A 21103-nucleotide genomic window follows, 5' to 3' on the forward strand; every position below is an offset into this window, starting at 1 on the left:
AGCCTGTGACTTGACGCCGATGGCAGTTCCCACTATCGTAGTGAGAACGATCATTCTCGAAAAGCCCATGATGCAGGCCGCGAACGCCGTCGACCCCGACTCGGCGCTGCTGGACACCACCGAACAACTGATTTATTCGGGGGGCATCCACTCCACCGGCATGGATGCCATCGTGCGGCGCTCGGGCGTGGCGCGCAAGAAGATCTACAGCCGATATCCCACCAAGCAGGCGCTGGTGGCTGCTGCTCTGCAACGGCGCCACGAACGCTGGATGGCGTGGTTCGTGGCCGCCACCTCGTCGGCTGCCGAGCCCCGCGCGCGCCTGCTTTCGGTTTTTCCGGCATTGCAGTCCTGGTTCGGTACGCCCGATTTTCATGGGTGCGCGTTCTTGAACGCAGCCGGTGAAATCGGCGATCCCCGGAACGAGATCCGCAAGATTGCGCGCCTGCATAAAGCGCGTCTGCTGGCCTATCTGCAGGACCTGGCGCGGGCCGATGGCGCCGCAGACCCCGATGCCCTGGGTCGGCAACTGCTGATGCTGGTCAACGGCGCGATTGCCGACGCGCTGATCTTCGGCGGGGTTCAGGCTGCCCAGGCCGCCAGCGACGCGGCGCAGAAGCTTCTGCAGGCCTCGCCGGCCGACCATCCATGAGTCCGGATTATTGAAAAGGAAAGCATCATGACTGAGGTCCAGCACACCCGCCCACCCTCGCCCCCATTTACCGAAGAGACTGCCAGGCTGAAAGTCAGGCTGGCCGAAGATGCCTGGAACTCGCGCGACCCCGCGAAGGTGGCGCTTGCGTACACCCCGCAAACCCGGTGGCGAAATCGTGCGGAGTTCATTACCGGGCGTGACGAGGCCCGAGCTTTCCTGGCGCGCAAGTGGGCCAGGGAGCTCGACTACCGCTTGATCAAAGAGCTATGGGCGTATGGCGGGAGCCGAATCGCCGTAAGGTACGCCTATGAGTGGCATGACGATTCCGGCAACTGGTTTCGCTCGTACGGCAACGAGAACTGGGAATTCACCGCCGACGGATTGATGTGCAACCGCTATGCGTCGATCAACGACGTGCCCATCACGGCGGCGGACCGCAAGTTTCATTGGCCGCTTGGGCGGCGCCCCGACGACCATCCCGGCCTGACCGAGCTGGGGCTGTAACGCGGGCTGGCCGGAAGGGCGAGACTGCCCCTCGGGGCATACGCCCTCCAGCCGGCACCGGGTCAGCGGTTGCTAACCCCCTTTGATGTCGGCCTGTTGGATCACTTCGGTCCACTTGCGCATTTCGGCATCGATGAACTGACCGAACGCGGCCGCATTGCCCGGGCTGGGGTCCATGCCCTGAGACAGGAACCGCTGCCTGATGTCGGCGTCCGCCAGGGCCTGGTTGATGTCGGCGTCGAGGCGTTGTGTGATGGCCGCCGGCACGCCGGCCGGCACCATGAACCCGTACCAACCCGATGCAATGACGCGCGGCAGCCCCTGGCTCCGCAGGGTGGGCGCGTCCGGATAGATCGCGCTGGGTTCTGATGAAGCTACGCCAAGCACGCGCAGCTTGCCGCTTTCGATATGAGGCAAAGCCGCGGTTATAGCGGTCAGGGTCGCGTCCAGGCGGCCCGCCAGCAGGTCTGTGTACGCCATGACGTCGCCGCGGTATTGCACCACCAGGCCCTTGACGTCGGCGTCTCGCAAGAAGAGCTCCGCCGCCAGATGGGGAAGCGAACCGTTGCCAGGCGAGCCGAAGGTCAGACCATCGGGCCGTGTCCTGCCATAGGCGATCAGCTCCTGAGCGGTTTTGGCAGGAGACTGCGCATTGACGACCAGGAACAGCGGCACCGTGGCCACCATCGCAACGGGTTGCAAATCCTGCTTCGGGTCGTAGCCCAGCTGGCCGTAGAGCGCCTGCAAGGTGGAATAGGGCGCGGCCGCGTAAAGAAGCGTGTAGCCGTCGGCGGGAGCATCCGCCACGAATTCATTGGCCACGCGTGTGCCCGCGCCTGCCTTGTTCTCGACGACAAATGGCTGGTTCAGCCGCTTCGACAGATAGTCCGCGAGCAGCCGGGCCGAGAGGTCGCTGGGACCGCCGGCACCATACGGCGACACGATTTTCACGGTGCGAGAGGGCCAGCTGTCTTGCGCCCACGCCCGGGGCAGCGCACCGGTGCAGGCAGCCGCGGCGGCGGCATACAACAGCGTTCTTCGGCTTATTGTCATGCTTGTCTCCTGATTGTTTGAATAAGGAGCGTCCGCCACGGTACTGCCACCCACGCCGCTTGCGCGAACCTCGTGAGCCGATGATAGAGGGGGTGTTCTATTAGAACAATTTTCAAATTATTGACGACCTACAACTTCAACTTATAAATTGGTGCAGCCGCCGCACCACTATGACAGGAACGCCGACATGGCCATGGAAGTCACGCTCAGACAATTGCGGGCCTTTATTACCGTACTGGAAAGTGGCAGCTTCTCGGTGGCGGCCGATACCATGCACCTGTCGCAGGCTGCGCTCAGCGGACTGGTCAAAGAACTGGAGAGCCGCCTGGGGGTCCGCTTGCTCGACAGGAACACGCGCAACGTCAGCGCGTCCGTGGTCGGCGCCGAATTCGAGCCCATGGTCCGGCGCGTGTTGGGCAGCCTCGATGAGGCACTCGAAAGCGTCACCAACCTGAAGGAACTGCGGCGGGGGCTAGTGCGCGTGGCGGCGCCCGAGACGCTGTCTTGTACGCTGTTGCCAGAACTGATCGCAGGTTTTGGCGCACGCCATCCGGGGGTGGACATCCGATTTGACGACGTGCCCATCGAGCAGGTGCTTTCTGGGCTGCACAGCGGCAGTTCCGACATAGGTTTCGGTCCGGCGGGCGTGCTGACCGACGACAGCCTGCACGCGCACCTGGTGCGTGTCGATCCGCTATGGGCGGCGCTGCGGCCCGATGACCCGCTGGCCGAACGCCCCTCGGTCAGCTGGAAAGCATTGCGCGCCCGGCCCTTGATCAATTACATGCCGAACCTGGTGCGCAATGTGCTCAGCAATGTGCCGTCGCGCCAGCACCCGGAACATATCGTGCCGGTGCATCGCGTCAACACGGCGCTATCGCTGTTGCGTGTCCGGCCTGGCTATGTGATTTGTCCGGCCATGGCGCGGCCTCTGGTGGAAGGGTTTGGCCTGGTGTTCCGGCCCTTGTGCCAGCCTACCGTGACGTGGCGAATCGCGTTGTTCGCACGTGAACGTTCGACGCTGTCGCCCGCCGTGGAGAGCTTCCTGGATTACGCATTGGCAACCGCCCAGGCCGACGCGCAGGAGGTCGAGCCCCCGGCGGGGCGCACGCCCGCGGGCAGTGCGCGACGCTGATATTGATAATTTCATCTTATAAATGGGTCGGAAATCTCGTCTTGTTCGATAAAAGTCCGACCGGTATCTTAGGCTGCAGCCTTCGGGCGCCTGCCTGTGCGAGCGCCGCCTGCATGATGCCGAAGGCAATGATGACCATGCCGGCCGCTCATGAACTCAACCCTGGATTCATTTCTTTCGCCCAATTCGATCGCGGTGGTGGGCGCGTCGTCGCACCCTGAGAAGATTGGCGCGGTGCCCTTGCGCTATCTGGCGCAGCATGGGTTCCCGGGGCAGGTGTATGCCGTGAACCCTCGCGCGGCAGAGATCGGCGGCCGCCCCGCTTTCTCGACGCTGCGCGAGGTGGGCGCACCGATAGACCTGGCCATTCTGGCCATCCCGTCGGCGGCGGCCGACGCGGCGCTGGACGATGCAATTGCCGCCGGTGTCAAGAATGTCGTCATGTTCACGGGTGGCTATGCCGAGTCGGGAGACGCGGGCGCGGCCGCCCAGAGGGCGCTCGCGCACAAAGCCCGCAGCGCCGGCATCCGGGTGCTGGGGCCCAATTGCCTGGGGTTCATGAATATCGGCCGTTCGGTCTACGCCACTTTCTCGCCGGTGGTGTCCACCGGTCTGGCCAAGCCTGGTCCGGTGGGCCTGGTGAGCCAGAGCGGCGCGTTCGGCGCGTATGCGTATGCAATGGCCCGCGAGCGCGACCTGGGCCTGTCCATGTGGATCACGACGGGCAACGAGTCGGATATCGATGTGGCGGATTGCATTATGTGGATGGCCAGCGACCCCGCCACCCGGGTCATCATGGCCTATCTGGAGGGCTGCCGCGATGGCGCGCGACTGAGGCAGGCGCTGGAAATGGCGCGTGCCGCGGACAAGCCAGTGGTTGTGGTGAAAGTGGGGCGCACGGCCCTGGGCGCCCGTGCCGCGCAATCGCATACCGCCGCCATGGCGGGCGACGACGCGATCTACCAGGCACTGCTGCGCCAGCACGGCGCCTGGCGCGCGCGCGGTATCGAAGAGTTCTTCGATATCGCCCATTGCCTGGCGGTGGCCGTCCGCCCGCCGAATGCCCGTGTCGGACTGCTGACGGTGTCAGGCGGGGTCGGCGTGATGATGGCCGACGACGCCGCCGAAGCCGGGCTGGATGTGGCCGAGCTTCCGCCGGCCGCGCAGTCATTGATCCGCGAACGGGTGCCGCTGGCCACCACCCTCAATCCGGTAGACCTGACCGGACAGGTCACGGCCGACCCGTCGGTGCTGGAGGTGGCGGCGCGGGCCATGCTGGGTGAAGCAGGGCACGGCAGCCTGCTGATCTTCCTGGCCGCGTTCGGCGCGACGCCCGCCATGCAACAGAGGCAGCTCCAGCTGGCGCGGACCTTGCGCGATGAATTTCCGGGAAGACTGATCCTGTTCAGCACGCTGGCCGACGCCGCGCACCAGCGGGCGCTCGAAGCCGAGGGGTGTGTCTGCTACAGCGATCCGGCACGGGCTGTACGCGTGCTGGCTGCCATGCGCTTCTTTCACCACCTTCCGGCTTCGCGGACGCCGGCGCCGGCCTGCCCGCCGGTGCGCCTGCGCGCCGATGCGCATGATGAGGCCGAGGCCATGCAGCTGCTGGCCGAGCACGGCATACCTATGGTCGTGGCGCGCACCGCCCTCACGCTTGAGCAGGCACTCGACCACGCACAGGCACTGGGATACCCGGTAGCGATGAAGGTGCTGTCCGCCGACATTGCGCACAAGAGCGAAGTCGGGGGCGTGCACTTGAACATTGCCGATGCCCAGGGCGTGGCCGATGCTTACCATCGCATTCTGCACGACGTCCGAACCCGCGCGCCGCAGGCGAGAGTCCGCGGGGTGCTGGTGGCGCCCATGGTTGGTGGAGGTGTGGAGTGCATCCTGGGGGTGCGGCGCGATGCCGGGCTGGGGCCCGTACTGATGCTCGGCGCGGGTGGGGTGCACGTCGAGTTGCTGCGCGACATCAGTCTGCGGCTCGCCCCGATCGACCACGACCAGGCGCGAGAGATGATCGCCGAATTGAAGACGGCGCCGCTGTTGCAGGGTTACCGCGGGAGTCCCGCGGCGGACACGGACGCGCTGGCAGACGCGATGGTACGGCTGTCCCGGTTTGCCGTCGCGGCGGGCGATACGCTGGAGTCCGTCGAACTGAACCCATTCGCGGTGTTGCCGCGAGGTCAGGGCGCGTGCGCGCTGGATGCGGTGCTGCATACCCGCGACACCCGTTCGGCCGCTGCGCAGGCAGTCATGACGACCTTGCCGCTTTTCGAGATGGCACGCATGCGGGCCTCGAACACCGCGCGCAAACACCCCGTTGCCGGCTACGCCGGCGACAGCCCCGCGTCGCGGCAGCGGTGGGTGAACCAGTTCACGCATACCCGCAGGCTGCGCGGCCCGGAAGACAAGGAAGTCGTGACGCCCAACAACGACACCCTGTTCACCAATGCCTGGCTCGATCTTGCGCAGGGCCCATTGATCATCGATGTGCCGGCCATGGGGCAGCGCTACTGGGTATTGGGTTTCCTCGATGCGTGGACGAATCCCTGGGCCTACGCCGGCCGCCGCACGACAGGCGGCGATGCGCAGCGTCTGTTCGTGCACGGCCCAGGCTGGAACGGCGATGTTCCCGAGGGCATGCATCCAATAAGCGCGCCGTGCCACGATGTATGGGTGATAGGGCGCATACTGGCCGATCCGGATCCCAACGACCTGGCGCGGGTGCACGCGCTGCAGGACGCCTACGCCATCACGCGGCCTGACGGCAGTCCGGCATTGTCGAGGCTGGACGTGTTGCTCGACAACCGCGACGCCGGCGTACCGGATGCCGACGAGTACATGCGCGTGTTGCGGACCATGTTGGAACGTAATCCGCCTGCCGGCAGCTTGCCCGGCTGGCCGCCCGCCCGCGCTGAATTGCAGCACGCGCTGGACGAGGTCTATACCGAATTGCGCGACGTCGCTCAGCCCTCGGAACTGGGCGGGGGCTGGACCACGGCCGTCACCGTGCGAACCAGTTTCGGCGATGACATCGTGACGCGCGCGCGAGTGGCGCGCAACTGGATAGGCACACTCGGTATCGACGAAGCCATGTACATCATGGCCGAGGTCGACGCGAACGGCGAACCCTTGACCGGCGCGCGACGCTATGTGCTGCGGTTTCCGCCTGGGGGCACACCTCGGGTCGGCGCTTTCTGGTCGATCACTTTGTATCGGCGCAGCGACTGCCTGCTGGTGGCGAATGCCATCCACCGGTATTCCATCGGTGACCGCACACCAGGCCTGGCACTGGACGCGGATGGCGGCCTGAGCATCCACATCCAGGGGCAGGATCCTGGCGCGGGGCACAACTGGTTGCCCGCCCCGCGCGATGAGGCTTTCTACCTGACCTTGCGCATCTACCAGCCGCAGGCCGTGCATCTGGATGGAGATTTTGAATACCCGCCGGTGCGGCGCCTGCCCTGAGGGCGGGCAAGTCCGGTGCCTGGCCGGCCGGATCGTCGATAATGGCGGGTCATCATCATGACCTGGTCAGCGCTATGCGTACTGATAGCCGACTTTCCCGGATGCTGCACGTGTTGCTGCATATGGCGCGCGCCGAGCAACCCATGACGTCCGAGCACATCGCACGCATGCTGGATACCAACGCGGCCGTCGTCCGGCGGACCATGGCCGGCCTGCGGCAGGCGGGCTATGTGCAGTCCGGCAAGGGCCATCACGGCGGTTGGCGGCTGGCCTGCCCCCTCCAGGACATTACGTTGCTCAATGTGCACCAGGCCGTTGGCGGGCCAAAGGTCTTTGCCATCGGGGCCGATCGCGATCATCCCGATTGCGCTGTTGAACGCGTGGTGAATGCCGCCCTCGCCGAGGCTTTGCAACAGGCCGAGGCTCTGCTGGTACAGCGCCTGGCTTCGATCAGCCTGGCGGATCTGGCGAGCGAGTTTGACGCCGTGTGCGGTGCGCGGCCCGCGGTTTCCACATAGAAACGTCGGGCTCACGGCGCCGGTCAGCCCGGGGCAGAACCAATGCCTTCATACGCCAGGCCTGCAGTGAGGCCTGCCTGCCCGCTGCGGGCGCCGGCGCGGCGCGTGGGGCAGTACTCGCGGCAACCGGGCGGGCGCTGGCCCGGGGCATTATTCGGGCTGGCCTCGCAGCGCGGTACCATTGCTTCCGGATCAGGACGGCGTCATGTCGGCCGCAGCTTTGGGGGCAGGAACGGTGGTTGTGCGCAAGGCTCGTACAGAAGACAGACGCGAACAGCCGGCAAGCTGGAAGCGCCGCGCATATTGGGCGCTGGGCATGCTGATGCTGGCGCTGGCCATCGTGGGTGCGGTGCTGCCGGTGATGCCCACCACCATTTTCGTGATTCTGGCGGCCGGCTGTTTCGGGCGCGCGTCACCGCGCTGGGAGGCCTACCTGCTGCGGCACCCGAAGTTCGGCCCTACGCTGGTCGCGTGGCGCGAGCAAGGGGCGATTTCCGTGCGCGGAAAACTGCTGGCGGTGGCTGGAATTTCACTGGGTATAGGGGTGTTCTGGTTCACCACCCGCCCCGCCTGGTGGCTCGGCATGATGGTCAGCGCATTCATGGTTGCTTGCGCGATCTGGGTGGTCACCCGCCCGGCGCCTCGTTGATCGGCGCACCTTGCCGTCAACCCTGGACGCGCGAGCCAAGCAGGCTTGATGCGCCTGGGCCCACCGGCGCGCCTGGCGGGCGCGCCGGCGATGTTCAGCCCTGTGCTGCGGGTATTTCCAGCCCGCGCTGCACCGCCGGACGCGCTACAAAGGCGTCCAGTGCGCGGCTTACGTTGGGGAATTGTGCAATACCTACCAGATCTCCCGCCTCATAGAACCCAATGAGATTGCGCACCCAGGGGAAAGTCGCGATATCGACGATGCTGTAGTTTTCGCCCATGATCCAGGCGCGGTCGGCGAGCCTGCCATCCAGTACGCCGAGCAAGCGTTTCGATTCCGCCACGTAGCGATCGCGTGGACGCTTGTCTTCGTAGTCCTTGCCCGCGAACTTATGGAAAAACCCCAGTTGTCCGAACATGGGGCCGATGCCGCCCATCTGGAACATGAGCCATTGCAGTGTCTGGTAGCGGGCAGCCGTATCGTGCGCGATGAAACGGCCGCTCTTGTCGGCCAGATACACCAGGATGGCGCCTGACTCAAAGAGCGCCAGCGGCTTGCCGTCAGGGCCCTCATGATCAAGGATGGCCGGGATCTTGTTGTTCGGGTTCAGTGAAAGAAACTCGGCCGACATCTGGTCCTGCGTGTCGAAAGCCACCCGGTGCGCCTCGTAGGGCAGGCCCGTTTCTTCGAGCATGATCGAAACCTTCACCCCATTGGGTGTGGGCAGCGAATACAGCTGGATGCGGTCGGGGTGCCTGGCGGGCCATTTGCGTGTGATGGGAAAATCGCCGAGATCAGCCATTGCGGTCCTTGGAGAGGCGGGGGCTTTCTATCGTAGCTGAACCCCATGCGAGATGCAGACTTCCTTCACCGCGGGGCCTTCCGAACTCTCATGCAGACCGGCCCACAGACGGGCCAGAGGAAGCGCCGCCCGGTGCGGCAATGTTTCCGCTCGGGCCCGGCGCTTCCATCGTTGCCCTGTGGTCAGCGGCTGCCGCCAGTGGCCGGATACTGCGGGCTGGGAGTGTTGGAGTTGTTGTCCGGGATCGTGGCCGGCGGTGGCGGCGGGGTCGTGCCTTGCGTCTGGCTACGGTCGTAGCGCGTGTCGCGGTCATGGTGGTGGCCGGTGCATCCGCCGAGTGCCAGGCCGGCAGCAACGATGGGCAGTGCAAGCAGTCTGAGCTTCATAACAACCTCCTGTTGTTTAAGGTGCAACCGGTTCAGCATGTAGCGTGCCACGCCAGCCAGCGTCCGGGGCGTGCGCTCCTAGTCTTCATCATGCGTGCGCGATTTTTTCCGCGTTTGTAATTCCGTGCCAGCGACAATCGCCCAGGCGCGGCCAGCGTGCCTATCGGTCCATTGCGCGGCCCGCGAAATGTTGAAGGGTGTCGAGGCGGCGCGGGATGCGATACAATTATTTGATGCATCATTTAATTTCAGATGCCGGCCAGAGCTGCGTCGCGCGTCTGGCCCTGTGCCTGCCTTGCCATGCCTGATGTACCGGATGGCCCGCATGGCGCCGCGCAGCAGCGTACTCAGGCGCCGGAAGGCGAAAGCCGCTCGGTGAGCCGCAATCGCCCGCGCGCCGCCGACTTGGCTCAGGAGCGCGCTCCAGCCCATGTGCCGTTGTGGCTGCTGGCCTTGTTCACCTTCAGCGGCACGCTGGCCATGCACATTTTCGTGCCGGCGCTGGCGATGGCGGGCCGCGACCTGCAGGCGGGCAATGGCGCCATGCAGCTGACGGTGAGCCTCTACATCCTGGGCCTGGCAGTGGGGCAGTTGATCTACGGTCCTCTTTCCGATCGCTTTGGGCGCAGACGTGTGTTGATGGCGGGCCTGGCCATCTATACGGTTTCGGGGCTCGCAGCCGCCCTGGCGCCCCAGGTCCATGCACTCATCGCCGCTCGGTTGTTCCAGGCATTGGGTGGATGCGCCGGCCTCGTTTTGGGGCGCGCCATGGTGCGCGACACGGCTGCTCCCGCCGAAGCTGCCAAGCGTCTCGCGCTGCTGAACCTGATGGTTACCGTGGCTCCGGGCATTGCACCCATCGTCGGTGGAGCCCTGGCCGGCGCGCTCGGGTGGCGCGCCGTACTGTTCGTGCTGTGTCTGCTGGGGTTCGTGAACCTGGTGTTTGCCTGGCGCCTCCTGCCCGAGACAGGCGCTGTTCGCGCTCGTATTTCGCCCGCCACATTGGCACGCCATTACCGCTCTCTGCTGGGCTCTCGCCGGTTTCTAGGGCTTGCAGTGGGAGGCGGATGCGCCACGACGTCGATGTTTGCGTTCGTGGCCGCGGCGCCGTTCATCTTCGTAGACCAGTTGCAGCGCCCTGCGGACGAGGTGGGCCTGTACCTGGCGGTGCTGGTGTCGGGAGTGTGGCTGGGCAGCGTCATCGCCGCGCGCCTGATTGGCCGCTTGCCCATGGCACGGCTACTGGTGGCGGGGCATGCGTTGAGCGCCTTGTCGGCGCTGGCTTTCCTGCTGATGGTGCTGACTGGCCATGCCACGGTTGCGACCATTATCGTGACGATGTTCCTGTACACCCTGGGCGCCGGCGTGGCGGGGCCGACCGCCCTGACACTGGCGATCAGTGTCAATCCTGCGGTCATCGGCTCGGCGGCGGGTCTGTACGGCGGGATTCAAATGGCCGTTGGCGCCCTCTGTGCCGCCTTGGCGGGCCTGGGCCCATCGCCCGCCCTGTCGACGGCGCTGGTATTGTCCGGCGCAGGGGTGCTCGGACAGTTCTCGTTCTGGGCCGCCGGGCGTGTCCGCGTGGCGGCTTGACCGGTGGCGTGCAGCCGGTCAAGCCGCCAGCGCGCCCGTATGCTTGCCGGGCCCCCGCGCCCCCGGGCGGCGCCGGGCAGGCGGGGGCCACGAGCTTACTGGGCCATCAGCCCAAGCTGTTCGATCAGCTTTTTGTCTTTTGCGTACGTGGCAATGGCCCACTCACGGTAGTCTTCACTGCTGCGGTAGGCAGGCTCCTGGTTGAGCTGCTTCATAACTTCCATGCTGCGAGTCGAGAACAAGGCCTGCTTGAAGGCGTCGTGCAGAACGCGCACGACCTGCGGATCCATGCCAGCGGGGCCCGCCAGGCCGTAGGGCGAGCTGGACACCACGCCGTAGCCCAACTCTTGCGCGGTAGGCACGTCCGGCCAGCGCTTGGTGCGCTCTTCGCCGAACGTCACCAGCAGGCGCATCTTGCCCGAGTCGACGAACTGATCCCAGCCTGTGGCGTCGCTCTGCGCCATGATGTGCCCGCCCAGCAAAGCCTGCTGCATATCGGCGTTACCCTTGAATGGCACGTGGTTCAGTTTGACCTTGGCATTGATGGCGATTTCTTCCATCAGCAGGTGCGGCGACGAGCCTATGCCGGTCGAGCCGTAATCGATAGTGCCGGGTTTTGCGCGTGCTGCCTCGATGTACTCGTCGAACGTCTTGAAGGGGGAATCGGAACGGACGGTGAAACCGAAGGTGTAGCCTGACAGGCCCACGATATAAGTGAAATCCTTGATCGGGTCCCAGTCGGTTTTCATCATGTAGGGCATGCGCAGCATGCCCAATGGAAACAGGCTGATGGTGTAGCCATCGGGCTTGGCGGTCTTTGCCATGTTGGCGGGCCCCAACGTTCCTCCTGCACCCGGGCGGTTCTCGACGATGACGTTCTGTCCCAGGTGCTTGCTGGCGTCTTCCGCCACGGCGCGCAGATGCCGATCGGTGGACCCGCCCGCGGGAAAGGGCACGATCAGTGTCACGGGCTGGCTCGGAAACCGGGATTGGGCCTGCGCCGGCAAGGGCAGGGCGGTGCAAGCGGCGGCGGCTAGCGCCAGCCCCACGCAGGTACGGCGGGTGATGGGATGTTGCATTCGTTTTGTCTCCTTTGGTGTCTTACCGGAAGGGCCGCGTGGCGTGGCCCCCCTGGCGTTGATGCTCCGCCTGGCGGCGGGCATTACGGGTTGGGGCTGCCGGCTATTCGGCCGTCATGCCTTTGTCGCGCGCGAGCGCGCCCCACTTCTGATAATCGCTGCTGATGCGCTGCGCCATCTCGGGTGCCGGCTCGAAATGCGCAATCGTGCCGGCGCTGATCAGTTTCTGCTGTATCTCGGGTTCGGCCAGGATGACCCGCAATTCGCGGTTCAGGCGTTCGATGACGGCGTCGGGCGTGCCGGCAGGCGCCAGGAGGCCGCCCCAGGATACGGCGCTGAAGCCGTCGAACCCCTGTTCGCTGATCGTGGGTACATCGGGCAGCACCGAAACCCGCTGAGGCGACCCCACGGCCAGTGCGCGCAGCTTGCCCGCCTGTATATGGGGCAGGGCTGCCACCAGGTCGGCGTACATCATGGACACCTGACCACCCAACGTGTCGGTAATGGCCGGCACACCGCCTTTGTAAGCAACGTGCTGCATGTCGAATTTTCCGAGGTCCTGCAGCAGTTCCATGGTCATGTGGCCGAAACTGCCGGCGCCGGAACTGGCGTAATTAAGTTCGCCCGGATGCGCGCGCGCATACTCGACCAGTTGCTTGAGGTCGGTGACCTGTGGCAATTTTTGCGGGTTCACCACCACGACGATGGGCAGGTCGTAGACGGTGGCGACGGCCTGGAAGTCTTCCGGCGTCTGGTAGCCGACATTCTTGTAGAAGAAAGGCGCGAGCAGGGTCGGGGTGGTCAGCATCATCAGCGTATAGCCATCGGGCGCTGCGCGCTTGAGTTGGTTGGCGGCAATGGAGCCCGACGCGCCGGGGCGGTTTTCGACGATGACGGGCTGCTGCAGGCGGGTTTCGAGTTGCTGGCCCACCAGCCGCGATGCGACGTCGGTCGGTCCGCCAGGTGGAAAGGGCACGACCAGGCGGATGGGTTTGCTGGGGTACGGCTGGGCGGCCGCCGTTGCGGCCGGAAGCAGGCCCGCCGCCATGGCCAGGGCGCTGCTGAGGATATACGTGAAAAGTCGGGTGCGCATACGGGTACTCATGAGTTGGTCGGCAGTGATGCGACGGCGTGGAGAAAGCAGGCCGGCGGGCGCCGGGAAGGATGGATCGGTACGGGCAATTCCCGTGCAGACGTAAAGCGGCCATCAGTCGGTTGGCAGGGTAACGACGCCTTGCGCGCGCAGGGCTTCGAGTTCGGCATCCGTCATCTGGAGCAGGTCTTTCAGCAGTTGCCGCGAGCCTTCGCCCAGGCAGGGTGGCGCGTGACGTATCGGCAGGCGCTGCCCGTCGAGCCTGTAGGGCGGGGCCAGCACCGAGGTCGTGCCGGCCACGGGGTGCGCCATGTCGTGCAGCAGGCCGCTCTGGCGCGTGCGTTCGCTGGTCAGCGCTTCGTGCAGGCCCAACACCTTGCCACAAGGGATGCCGCATTCGGCCAGCCGCCGCAGCAGCAAGTCGCGCGGGAACTGGCGAATCAGGTCCGTGACCATGGGCAGCAGGTCGAGGCGGTTCTTCGCGCGTTCGACGTTGGTGGCGTAGCGGGGGTCTTCGACAATGTCGGGACGCATCACGACCTGCCGGCAGAACTTGTCGAACTGGGCGTTGGTGCCCACGGCGATGATGAGCGGGCCGTCGGCTGCGTCGAACATGCCGTAAGGCACGATGGAAGGATGCGCGTTGCCGTAGCGCTGGGGGTCGTGACCCAGCAGCATGGCATCCAGGCCGTAGTAGCTGGTGACCATGATGCCGCAGTCATACAGCGCCATTTCGATCAGGCGGCCCCGTCCGGTGCGTTCGCGTCTGAACAGAGCGGCCAGGACGGCCTGCGCGGCATACATGCCCGTCATCATGTCGACGGCGGCAACGCCGAACTTCAGCGGAGGCTGCCCCGCTTCGCCGTTGATGGCCATGAGCCCGGTCTCGCCCTGTATGACCAGGTCATAGCCTGGGCGTGCCGCTTCGGGGCCAGAACTGTTGTAGCCCGCGATCGCGCAGTAGATCAGGTCGGGCTTGATGGTCTTGAGCTGTTCGTATCCCAGGCCGAGTTTCTCGGCGCCGCCGCTCTTGAAATTGTGCAGCACCACGTCGAACTTGGGCAGCAGGCGGTGCACGATTTCGAGGCCTTCGCGCGTCTGCAGGTCGAGCGTGATGGACCGCTTGTTGCGGTTCATGCTGTTGTAGTAGGTGGTCTCGGTCTTGCCGATGCGCATGCCCCAGTCGCGGGTGTCGTCGCCGCGAACGGGGTGCTCGACCTTGATCACTTCGGCGCCGAAGTCGGCCAGTACCTGCCCGCACAGCGGGCCGGCGAACACGCGGGAAAGATCCAGGACACGCACCCCTTCCAGGGGAAAGTCCAGCGTGTCGGCAGGGGGCTTAGCTTGATTCATGGCGTCAGTCCTGGGTGGACAGGGCGATGTAGCGGGCGAGATGATGGTCTTCGTCGCCAAGCTGGTGGTCGATCATGACAAGGCGCTTCGCGTAGTGCGCCAGCGGCAGTTCCCAGGTCATCCCGATGCCGCCGTGCAGTTGCACGCTTTCTTCGGCGACCAGGATGCCCACGCGGCCGATGGTGTGCTTGGCCGCCGAAAGCGTACGCTCGCGGGTGTTGCGGTCGGGATGGTCGAGATGCGCGGCTGCATTGATGACGGCCGAGCGCGCCTGTTCGATGTCCAGCAAGACGTCGGCCATGCGGTGCTGCAAGGCCTGGAAGCGGCCGATAGGAACGCCGAATTGCTTGCGCGTCTGCAGGTATTCGAGCGTGGCGTCGCGCGCGGCGTCCATGGCGCCGAGGGCCTCGGCGCAAAGGGCCAGCACGCCCTTGCCGAGGCAACGCTCGAGTACGGCGTACGCCTGGCCGGGGTGGCCCAACACGGCGTCGGCCCCCACCTGCACGTTGGCGAGGGTCAGGTCGCCGGCGCGCCCGCCATCGATGAGCGCATAGCCCTGCACATGCAGGCCGGCTGCCCCGGCCGGAACGAGGAACAGCGTGATGCCGTCGGGATCGCCATTCTGGCCAGCGGTGCGCGCCGATACGACAAACAGCTGGGCGTGCTCGGCGTGGGCCACCACCGCCTTGCGGCCGGCGAGACGCCAGCCGCCATCCTGGAGGGGTTCGGCGCGCGTTTCGACGTGCGCCAGTTCATAGCCGGCCTCTGGCTCGGCATGGGCCATCGACACGATGGTCGAGCCGGCTTGAAGCTCGGCCAGTATTGCCTTCTGGACTGGCGTGCCGGCCGCGGAGATGGCATCGCCCGCCATCAGGGCGTCGAGAAAGGGCTCGACGACCAGGCCCCGGCCCAGGGCCTCGAATACCACGGCGATGTCGAAGCCCGTGCCGCCAAAGCCGCCGTCGGATTCCGCGAACAGGGCTCCGATGGCGCCCAGTTCGGCGTATCGTTGCCAGAGTTCGGCGCTGTAGCCCGCAGGCGAGGCCGCGATGCGCTCGCGCTCGGCGAATCCGTATTGCTCGGTCACGAAGCGCTTCAACATGTCGGACAGCATGCGGCGGTCTTCGGTGTGGTCGAAATTCATGGGTGGCTTCCTTGCTTAGAGTCCGAGAATCATCTTCGAGATGATGTTCTTCTGGATTTCGTTCGAGCCGCCGAAAATAGACAGCTTGCGATAGTTGAAGTACTGGGCTGCAGCGGTTTCCGCGCCGACCGGGCCGATTTGTGGGCCGGCATAGCCATCTTCGAGCGCCTCGGCCACGTAGGGCCGCGCATGGACTCCCATGGCCCGCCGGTAGAGCGCGGTGATTTCCTGGCGAATCTGCGTGCCGCGTATTTTCAGCATCGAACTTTCGGCGCCCGGGGCGGCACCATGCGCGGCCGCGGCGAGGACTCGCAAGTTGGTGATGCGCATATTGTCGAGCTCGATCTCGACTCGGGCCAGCCGAGCGGCGAACAGCGGATCCTGGGCCAGCGGCTTGCCGTTGCGCGTCAGCCGGGCCGCCACGGCCTTGAGCTGCTGCAGCGCGGCAGTGGACAGGCCCACGCCCGCGATGTTGGTGCGCTCGTAAGTGAGCAGGTACTTGGCGCAGGACCAGCCGCGGTTCTCTTCGCCGACCAGGTTGCCGATGGGCACGCGCACGTCGGAGAAGAACACTTCGTTGACTTCATGGCTGCCATCCAGCGTGATGATGGGGCGCACCTCGATTCCCGGCGTGTTCATGTCGATGAGCAGGAAGCTGATGCCTTCTTGAGGCTTGCCTTCGGAACGCGTGCGGACCAGGCAGAAGATCATGTTGGCGTATTGGCCCAGCGTGGTCCAGGTTTTCTGGCCGTTGACGATGTAGTGGTCACCGTCGCGCACGGCGCTGGTCTTGAGCGACGCCAGGTCCGAACCGGCTCCGGGTTCGGAATAGCCCTGGCACCACCAGTCGGACCCGTCGAGAATGCGCGGCAGCCAGTAGCGCTTCTGCGCTTCGGTGCCATACTTGATGAGCACGGGCCCCAGCATACTGAGTCCGAAGGGCACGATGCGGGGCGCGTGAGCCAGGGCGCATTCATTTTCGAAAATGAACTTCTGGACGGGTGTCCAGCCCGTGCCGCCGTATTCAACGGGCCAGTGGCTGGCCAACCAGCCCCGTGCATTCAGGATGGCGTGCCATGCTTCCATGTCGGCCTTGGACAGATGGCGGTTCTCGCGCACTTTGCGTTCAAGGTCTGCGGGCAACTCGGCCGCCAGGAAGGCGCGTACCTCGGCGCGGAAGGCTTCTTCTTCAACTGTGAAATTCAGGTCCATGTGAGTCTCGTGATCAATAGATTTCGAACAGGCCGGCCGCGCCCATGCCGCCGCCCACGCACATGGTGACCACGGCGTAGCGCACGCCGCGGCGCCGACCTTCGATGAGTACGTGGCCCGCCAGGCGAGCGCCGGTGACGCCGAACGGATGGCCCAGGGCGATGGCCCCGCCGTCGACATTGAGCCGTTCGGCCGGAATGCCCAGGGTCTGCTGGCAGTACAGGGCCTGGGAAGCGAACGCCTCGTTCAATTCCCAGAGGCCGATATCGTCGATGTCGAGTCCGTGGCGCGCCAAGAGACGGGGCACGGCGTAGACGGGGCCGATGCCCATTTCATCGGGCTCGCAGCCGGCGATTGCCAGGCCGCGGAACGCGCCCAGGGGTTGCAGCCCGGCACGCTCGGCCGCGCGGGCTTCCATCAGCACGCAGGCCGCAGCGCCGTCGGACAGCTGCGACGCGTTGCCAGCGGTGATGAACTGCCCGGCGCCTCGCACCGGCTCGAGTCTGGCCAGGCTTTCGTAAGTGGTGCCAGGACGGTTGCAAGTGTCCGCGTCGATCGTGACCTCACGTTGCGTGACCGCACCCGTGGCCTTGTCCGTGACGGCCATGGTGGTGGTGACGGCAATGAGCTCGTCGCGGTAGCGCCCTGCAGCCTGGGCCTGTGCCGTGCGCTGCTGGCTTTCGACGCTGAAACGGTCTTGCGCTTCGCGGCTGATGCCGTAGCGCATCGCCACGATGTCGGCCGTCTCGATCATGGGCAGGTAAAGCTCGGGCTTGTGCTGCAGGATCCACGGATCGATGCCGGCATTGGGGTCGTCGCGCGTGCGTATGTGTGACACCGATTCGACGCCCCCGGCGATCATGGCGGGTGCGCCGTCCATGACAATGCGCGCGGCCGCACTGGCGATGGCTTGCAGACCGGAGGCGCAATACCGGTTCACCGTGGCCCCACCGCCACTGACCGGCAGGCCGGCGCGGATGACGGCCTGCCGGCCGATATTGCGCCCCGTCGTGCCTTCGGGGTAACCGCAGCCGATGATGGCGTCTTCGATCTGTTCAGGGTCGATGCCGGCGCGCTCGACGGCGGCGCGCACGGCGAATGCCGCCAGGGTGGCGCCCGGGGTGAGGTTGAATTCACCGCGGTGAGCCTTGGTGATGGGCGTGCGGGCGGTAGAGACAATGACGGCTTCGCGCATGGTGGGATTCTTGAGCTGGAGTTGAGGGCGGGTCACGCGCGGTTCAGGCTGGCGAAGGTCTGGCCGCTTTCAGCCAGTTCGACGAGCAACGGCGCTGGCTGCCAGAAGCAGGGGTCTTGCGGCGCGAATTCGCGGATATCCGCGAGAATGCGCGGCAACCCGACCTGGTCTGCGTAGTGCAGGGGGCCGCCGCGATAGCGCGGGAACCCATAGCCGGAAAGGAACACGACATCGACGTCGAGCGGACGCAGGGCGATACCCTCGCGCAAGACGTTGGCGGCTTCGTTGATCATGGCCGCGAGGTAGCGGCGCTGGATGTCATCGGGCGAGAAGCGGGTGGGGACGATCCCGGCGCGTTGTCGCTCGGCGTCGATGATAGCGAGCACCTCGGGGTCCGGCTGGCCCGTGCGTGAACCATCGGGATACAGATAAAACCCACGTCCGGTCTTCTGGCCGAACCAGCCACGCTCACATAGGCGGTCGGGAATCTGCACGTAGCGCAACCGCGTGTCGCGTGTGGCCGCGCGGCGCTTGCGCGTGGCCCAGCCGATGTCGCCTCCGGCGAGATCGGCCACCTGGTATGGGCCCATGGGGTAGCCGAAGGCGCGGACGGCGTCGTCGATCTCGTAAGGCGACGCGCCGTCTTCCAGCATCAGGTCCGCGGCCTGGCGGTAGGCCGCCAGGATGCGGTTGCCGATGAAACCGTCGCACACGCCGGCTCGTACAGGCGTCTTGCGCAGGCGACGCGCCAGTTCGAAGCCGGTGGCCACGGTGTCGGCAGCGCTGCGCGCGCCCACCACGATCTCGAGCAGCTTCATGATGTTGGCGGGCGAAAAAAAATGCAGCCCCAATACGTCTGCCGGACGACGCGTGGCGTCGGCGATGCGGTCGATATCGAGGTACGAGGTGTTCGTGGCGAGGACGGCGCCCGGCCTGGCGACTCGGTCGAGTTCGGCGAACACGGCCGTCTTGACGTCGAGGTCTTCGAACACGGCTTCGACGATCAGGTCGGCATCGGCCAGAGCGCCGTATGACGTGGCTCCGGTATAACGCGCCATGCGCTCAGCCTTGCCTGACGGGTCGATGCGGCCCTTTTTGATGAGGAGATCGTAGACCTGCTCGACGCGGGCGCGGCCCCGCGCCAGCGCGTCATCGTTCTGCTCGACCATGACCACCTGCAGGCCGGCGTCGAGCATGGCCACGGCAATGCCTGCGCCCATGGTTCCGCCGCCGACCACGCCAAGGCGGTGCAACGCTCGAGGCTGCGCCTGTCGGGTTTCGGGAGCCTTGGCGGTTTCACGCTCGGCGAAAAACGCATGCACCAGCGCGGCGCGCTGCGGGCTGTCGAGGCACTGCATGAACAGCGCGCGCTCGGTCTTCAGGCCGTCATCGAAGGGTTGGTCGAGAGCGGCCTGCACGGCATCGATGATGCACGCGGGTGAGTACAGGCCACGATGACGCGACGGCAACTGCTCTCGTGCGGCGTCAATGGCGGCCTGCGCGGCGCCGCGGTCCTGCAGGCCAGTGGCTGCGCGGGTGGGGCGCGGCTGGGCGCCGTCGCGCAGCAGTTCGGCGGCGTAGGCCAGGCCGGCGGCCAGCGGGTCGGTCCCGGGCGCGAGGCGGTCGACCAGACCGCAAGCCAGGGCCTCGTCGGCATTGGCGTGGCGGCCGGTGAGCATCAGATCGAGCGCCACCGATGCTCCGATGAGACGCGGCGTGCGCTGCGTGCCGCCCGCGCCCGGCAGCAGGCCCAGGTTGACTTCCGGCAGACCCAGCCGGGCGCTGGCAAGCGCAACGCGGTAGTGCGCCGCCAGCGCGACCTCAAGCCCGCCGCCCAGGGCCGCGCCGTGCAGGACGGCAACCACCGGTTTGGCGCTGGCTTCGATGGCGTTGCAGACATCCGGCAGGGCGGGCGGCTGCGGCGGCTTGCCGAATTCGCGGATATCGGCGCCGGCGATGAAATTGCGCCCGGCGCCCACGATTACGATTGCGCGCACTGCCGCATCAGTTTGCGCGGACTGGATCGCGTCAGCCAGGCCACGGCGGATGGCGGCACTGAGGGCATTGACGGGGGGGTTGTCGATGGCGAGAACCAGGATGTCATCGTGCCGTTGCGATGCAACGGCGCCGGCGGGCGCGCGCTCTTCCATGTGGGGGGTGTCTCCGGGTGCAGGCCTTGCAGCCTGTCGTGTGGGCGTTTGGTCTAGTGCCCTTTATTCTTGATCAGCAAGTTAATCTTGACAATGGCATCAAGAGTTGACACTGCGTACAAGAAACTTTGACAATCGCCCTGTTATGGACACGAAATCACTCACCCTGCTGGTGGAAATCCTGGACGCGGGCAACCTGAGCGAGGCCGCTCGCCGGATGAAGATGACCCGCGCCAACGTGAGCTACCACCTGGGTCAGCTGGAACGCGCCGTGGGCATGCAGCTGGTGCGCCGGACCACGCGCCGGGTCGAGCCGACCGAGATCGGCCTGAAGCTGTACCAGCATGGCTGCAGTATTCGCGACGAGCTGGCGGCCGCCCAGGAGTCGGTGGAAACGCTGGGCAAGACGCCGCAGGGCAGGGTGCGCCTGAGCGTGCCCAGCGGCTACGGCCACTACGTCATGTCGCCGTGGCTGATCGAATTCAAGCGCAACTACCCCGGCATTGTGCTGGACGTTCTGTTCGAAAACAGCGTTGAAGACCTGCTGCGCGACGAAGTGGATATCGCCGTGCGCATTACGTCGGAGCCGCCGGGGCATCTGGTGGCGCGCGAACTTGGAAGGGTACGGTATGTCGCGTGCGCATCGCCCGCCTACGCGGCCCGGCGCGGCTTGCCCAAGCGCCCCGAGGCGCTGTGCGGCGTACCGATCATCAGCGCCGCGGTCATCGGGCGGCCTTTGCGGCTGTCGGCCTACCAGGGCAGCCAGCGCCAGCAGGTCACCCTGGATCCCACCGTCGTGTCGCGCAACTACCCGTTCCTGCGAGATGCCGCGCTCGCGGGGCTGGGGGTGGCCGTGCTGCCGGATTACGTCGTTTACGAAGATGTGGCGCAAGGCCGGCTGCTGACGGCACTCGACGCCTGGCGGCTGAGCATTTTCGGGCGGTCGATGTATCTGCTGTACATGCCTAGCCGCCACCATCCGCGCGCCATATCGATGCTGATCGAATTCATCATGGACAAAGCCCATGCCGCCCATGAAGGACGGGCCGGGCTGCTGCCACCACGCTGAGCGCGCTATGCGCGCGAGCGCCAGGCGGTCATGGAGGCG

At 65.9% G+C, this 21103-nt stretch carries 18 protein-coding genes; 8 read left to right on the plus strand and 10 right to left on the minus strand.

Translation table 11 applies throughout. The features are described 5' to 3' along the window. The first annotated feature begins 19 nt into the window (after positions 1 to 19). Positions 20 to 652 (plus strand): TetR/AcrR family transcriptional regulator, encoded by a 633-nt coding sequence (locus tag ACV17W_RS00660; protein WP_462596416.1) that lies wholly within the window; start codon positions 20 to 22, stop codon positions 650 to 652. A gap of 27 nt (positions 653 to 679) precedes the next feature. Then, complete coding sequence (locus ACV17W_RS00665) at positions 680 to 1159, plus strand: nuclear transport factor 2 family protein (RefSeq protein WP_462594542.1); 480 nt, start codon at positions 680 to 682, stop codon at positions 1157 to 1159. A gap of 72 nt (positions 1160 to 1231) precedes the next feature. Here the strand turns inward: ACV17W_RS00665 and ACV17W_RS00670 are convergent, their stop codons facing one another. Further along, complete coding sequence (locus tag ACV17W_RS00670) at positions 1232 to 2212, minus strand: Bug family tripartite tricarboxylate transporter substrate binding protein (RefSeq protein ID WP_462594543.1); 981 nt, start codon at positions 2210 to 2212, stop codon at positions 1232 to 1234. A gap of 187 nt (positions 2213 to 2399) precedes the next feature. Between ACV17W_RS00670 and ACV17W_RS00675 the strand changes: the two genes are divergently transcribed. From ACV17W_RS00675 to ACV17W_RS00690, 4 genes are all read left to right on the plus strand, one after another. Then, on the plus strand, positions 2400 to 3347 hold the full coding sequence (locus ACV17W_RS00675; RefSeq protein ID WP_462594544.1) for a LysR family transcriptional regulator: 948 nt from the start codon (positions 2400 to 2402) through the stop codon (positions 3345 to 3347). A 150-nt stretch (positions 3348 to 3497) separates the two neighbouring features. After that, a complete protein-coding gene (locus ACV17W_RS00680) occupies positions 3498 to 6821 on the plus strand; it encodes an acetate--CoA ligase family protein (protein WP_462594545.1) in 3324 nt (1107 codons plus the stop codon). A 74-nt stretch (positions 6822 to 6895) separates the two neighbouring features. Then, complete coding sequence (locus ACV17W_RS00685) at positions 6896 to 7339, plus strand: Rrf2 family transcriptional regulator (RefSeq protein WP_462594546.1); 444 nt, start codon at positions 6896 to 6898, stop codon at positions 7337 to 7339. Between the two features lie 205 nt (positions 7340 to 7544). Further along, positions 7545 to 7988, plus strand: coding sequence for a YbaN family protein (locus ACV17W_RS00690; RefSeq protein WP_462594547.1), 444 nt, complete (start codon positions 7545 to 7547; stop codon positions 7986 to 7988). A 94-nt stretch (positions 7989 to 8082) separates the two neighbouring features. On the opposite strand, the gene ACV17W_RS00695 is transcribed toward ACV17W_RS00690, so the two are convergent. Both ACV17W_RS00695 and ACV17W_RS00700 read right to left on the minus strand, forming a co-directional pair. Next, entirely contained in the window at positions 8083 to 8790 is a 708-nt protein-coding gene (locus ACV17W_RS00695) for a glutathione S-transferase N-terminal domain-containing protein (RefSeq protein WP_462594548.1), read from the minus strand. Between the two features lie 182 nt (positions 8791 to 8972). Next, the gene (locus tag ACV17W_RS00700; protein WP_462594549.1) at positions 8973 to 9176 is read right to left on the minus strand and encodes a hypothetical protein; all 204 of its coding nucleotides are present in this window, start codon (positions 9174 to 9176) and stop codon (positions 8973 to 8975) included. Positions 9177 to 9476: 300 nt separating this feature from the next. Here ACV17W_RS00700 and ACV17W_RS00705 point away from each other — a divergent pair, with 300 nt between their 5' ends. Then, positions 9477 to 10769, plus strand: coding sequence for a multidrug effflux MFS transporter (locus tag ACV17W_RS00705; RefSeq protein ID WP_462594550.1), 1293 nt, complete (start codon positions 9477 to 9479; stop codon positions 10767 to 10769). 95 nt (positions 10770 to 10864) lie between these two features. Here ACV17W_RS00705 and ACV17W_RS00710 read toward each other — a convergent pair whose 3' ends face one another. The 7 genes from ACV17W_RS00710 to ACV17W_RS00740 form a co-directional block, all read right to left on the minus strand. Next, positions 10865 to 11848, minus strand: a complete 984-nt coding sequence (locus ACV17W_RS00710) for a tripartite tricarboxylate transporter substrate binding protein (protein ID WP_462594551.1) — start codon at positions 11846 to 11848, stop codon at positions 10865 to 10867. Positions 11849 to 11951: 103 nt separating this feature from the next. After that, positions 11952 to 12941, minus strand: a complete 990-nt coding sequence (locus ACV17W_RS00715; protein ID WP_462594552.1) for a Bug family tripartite tricarboxylate transporter substrate binding protein — start codon at positions 12939 to 12941, stop codon at positions 11952 to 11954. A 114-nt stretch (positions 12942 to 13055) separates the two neighbouring features. Next, positions 13056 to 14294, minus strand: coding sequence for a CaiB/BaiF CoA transferase family protein (locus ACV17W_RS00720; protein ID WP_462594553.1), 1239 nt, complete (start codon positions 14292 to 14294; stop codon positions 13056 to 13058). Between the two features lie 4 nt (positions 14295 to 14298). After that, entirely contained in the window at positions 14299 to 15438 is a 1140-nt protein-coding gene (locus ACV17W_RS00725) for an acyl-CoA dehydrogenase family protein (protein ID WP_462594555.1), read from the minus strand. A gap of 15 nt (positions 15439 to 15453) precedes the next feature. Further along, positions 15454 to 16650, minus strand: a complete 1197-nt coding sequence (locus tag ACV17W_RS00730; RefSeq protein WP_462594556.1) for an acyl-CoA dehydrogenase family protein — start codon at positions 16648 to 16650, stop codon at positions 15454 to 15456. 13 nt (positions 16651 to 16663) lie between these two features. After that, positions 16664 to 17845 carry an acetyl-CoA C-acyltransferase gene (locus ACV17W_RS00735; RefSeq protein WP_462596417.1) on the minus strand — a complete coding sequence of 394 codons (1182 nt, stop codon included), beginning with the start codon at positions 17843 to 17845 and terminating at the stop codon, positions 16664 to 16666. 32 nt (positions 17846 to 17877) lie between these two features. Then, entirely contained in the window at positions 17878 to 19995 is a 2118-nt protein-coding gene (locus ACV17W_RS00740) for a 3-hydroxyacyl-CoA dehydrogenase NAD-binding domain-containing protein (protein ID WP_462594557.1), read from the minus strand. Between the two features lie 145 nt (positions 19996 to 20140). On the opposite strand from ACV17W_RS00740, the gene ACV17W_RS00745 reads away from it, so the two are divergent. Next, on the plus strand, positions 20141 to 21064 hold the full coding sequence (locus tag ACV17W_RS00745; RefSeq protein WP_462594558.1) for a LysR substrate-binding domain-containing protein: 924 nt from the start codon (positions 20141 to 20143) through the stop codon (positions 21062 to 21064). Positions 21065 to 21103 lie beyond the last annotated feature (39 nt).

It is taken from the genome of Bordetella sp. MIP270_01_BMS (assembly GCF_054958705.1).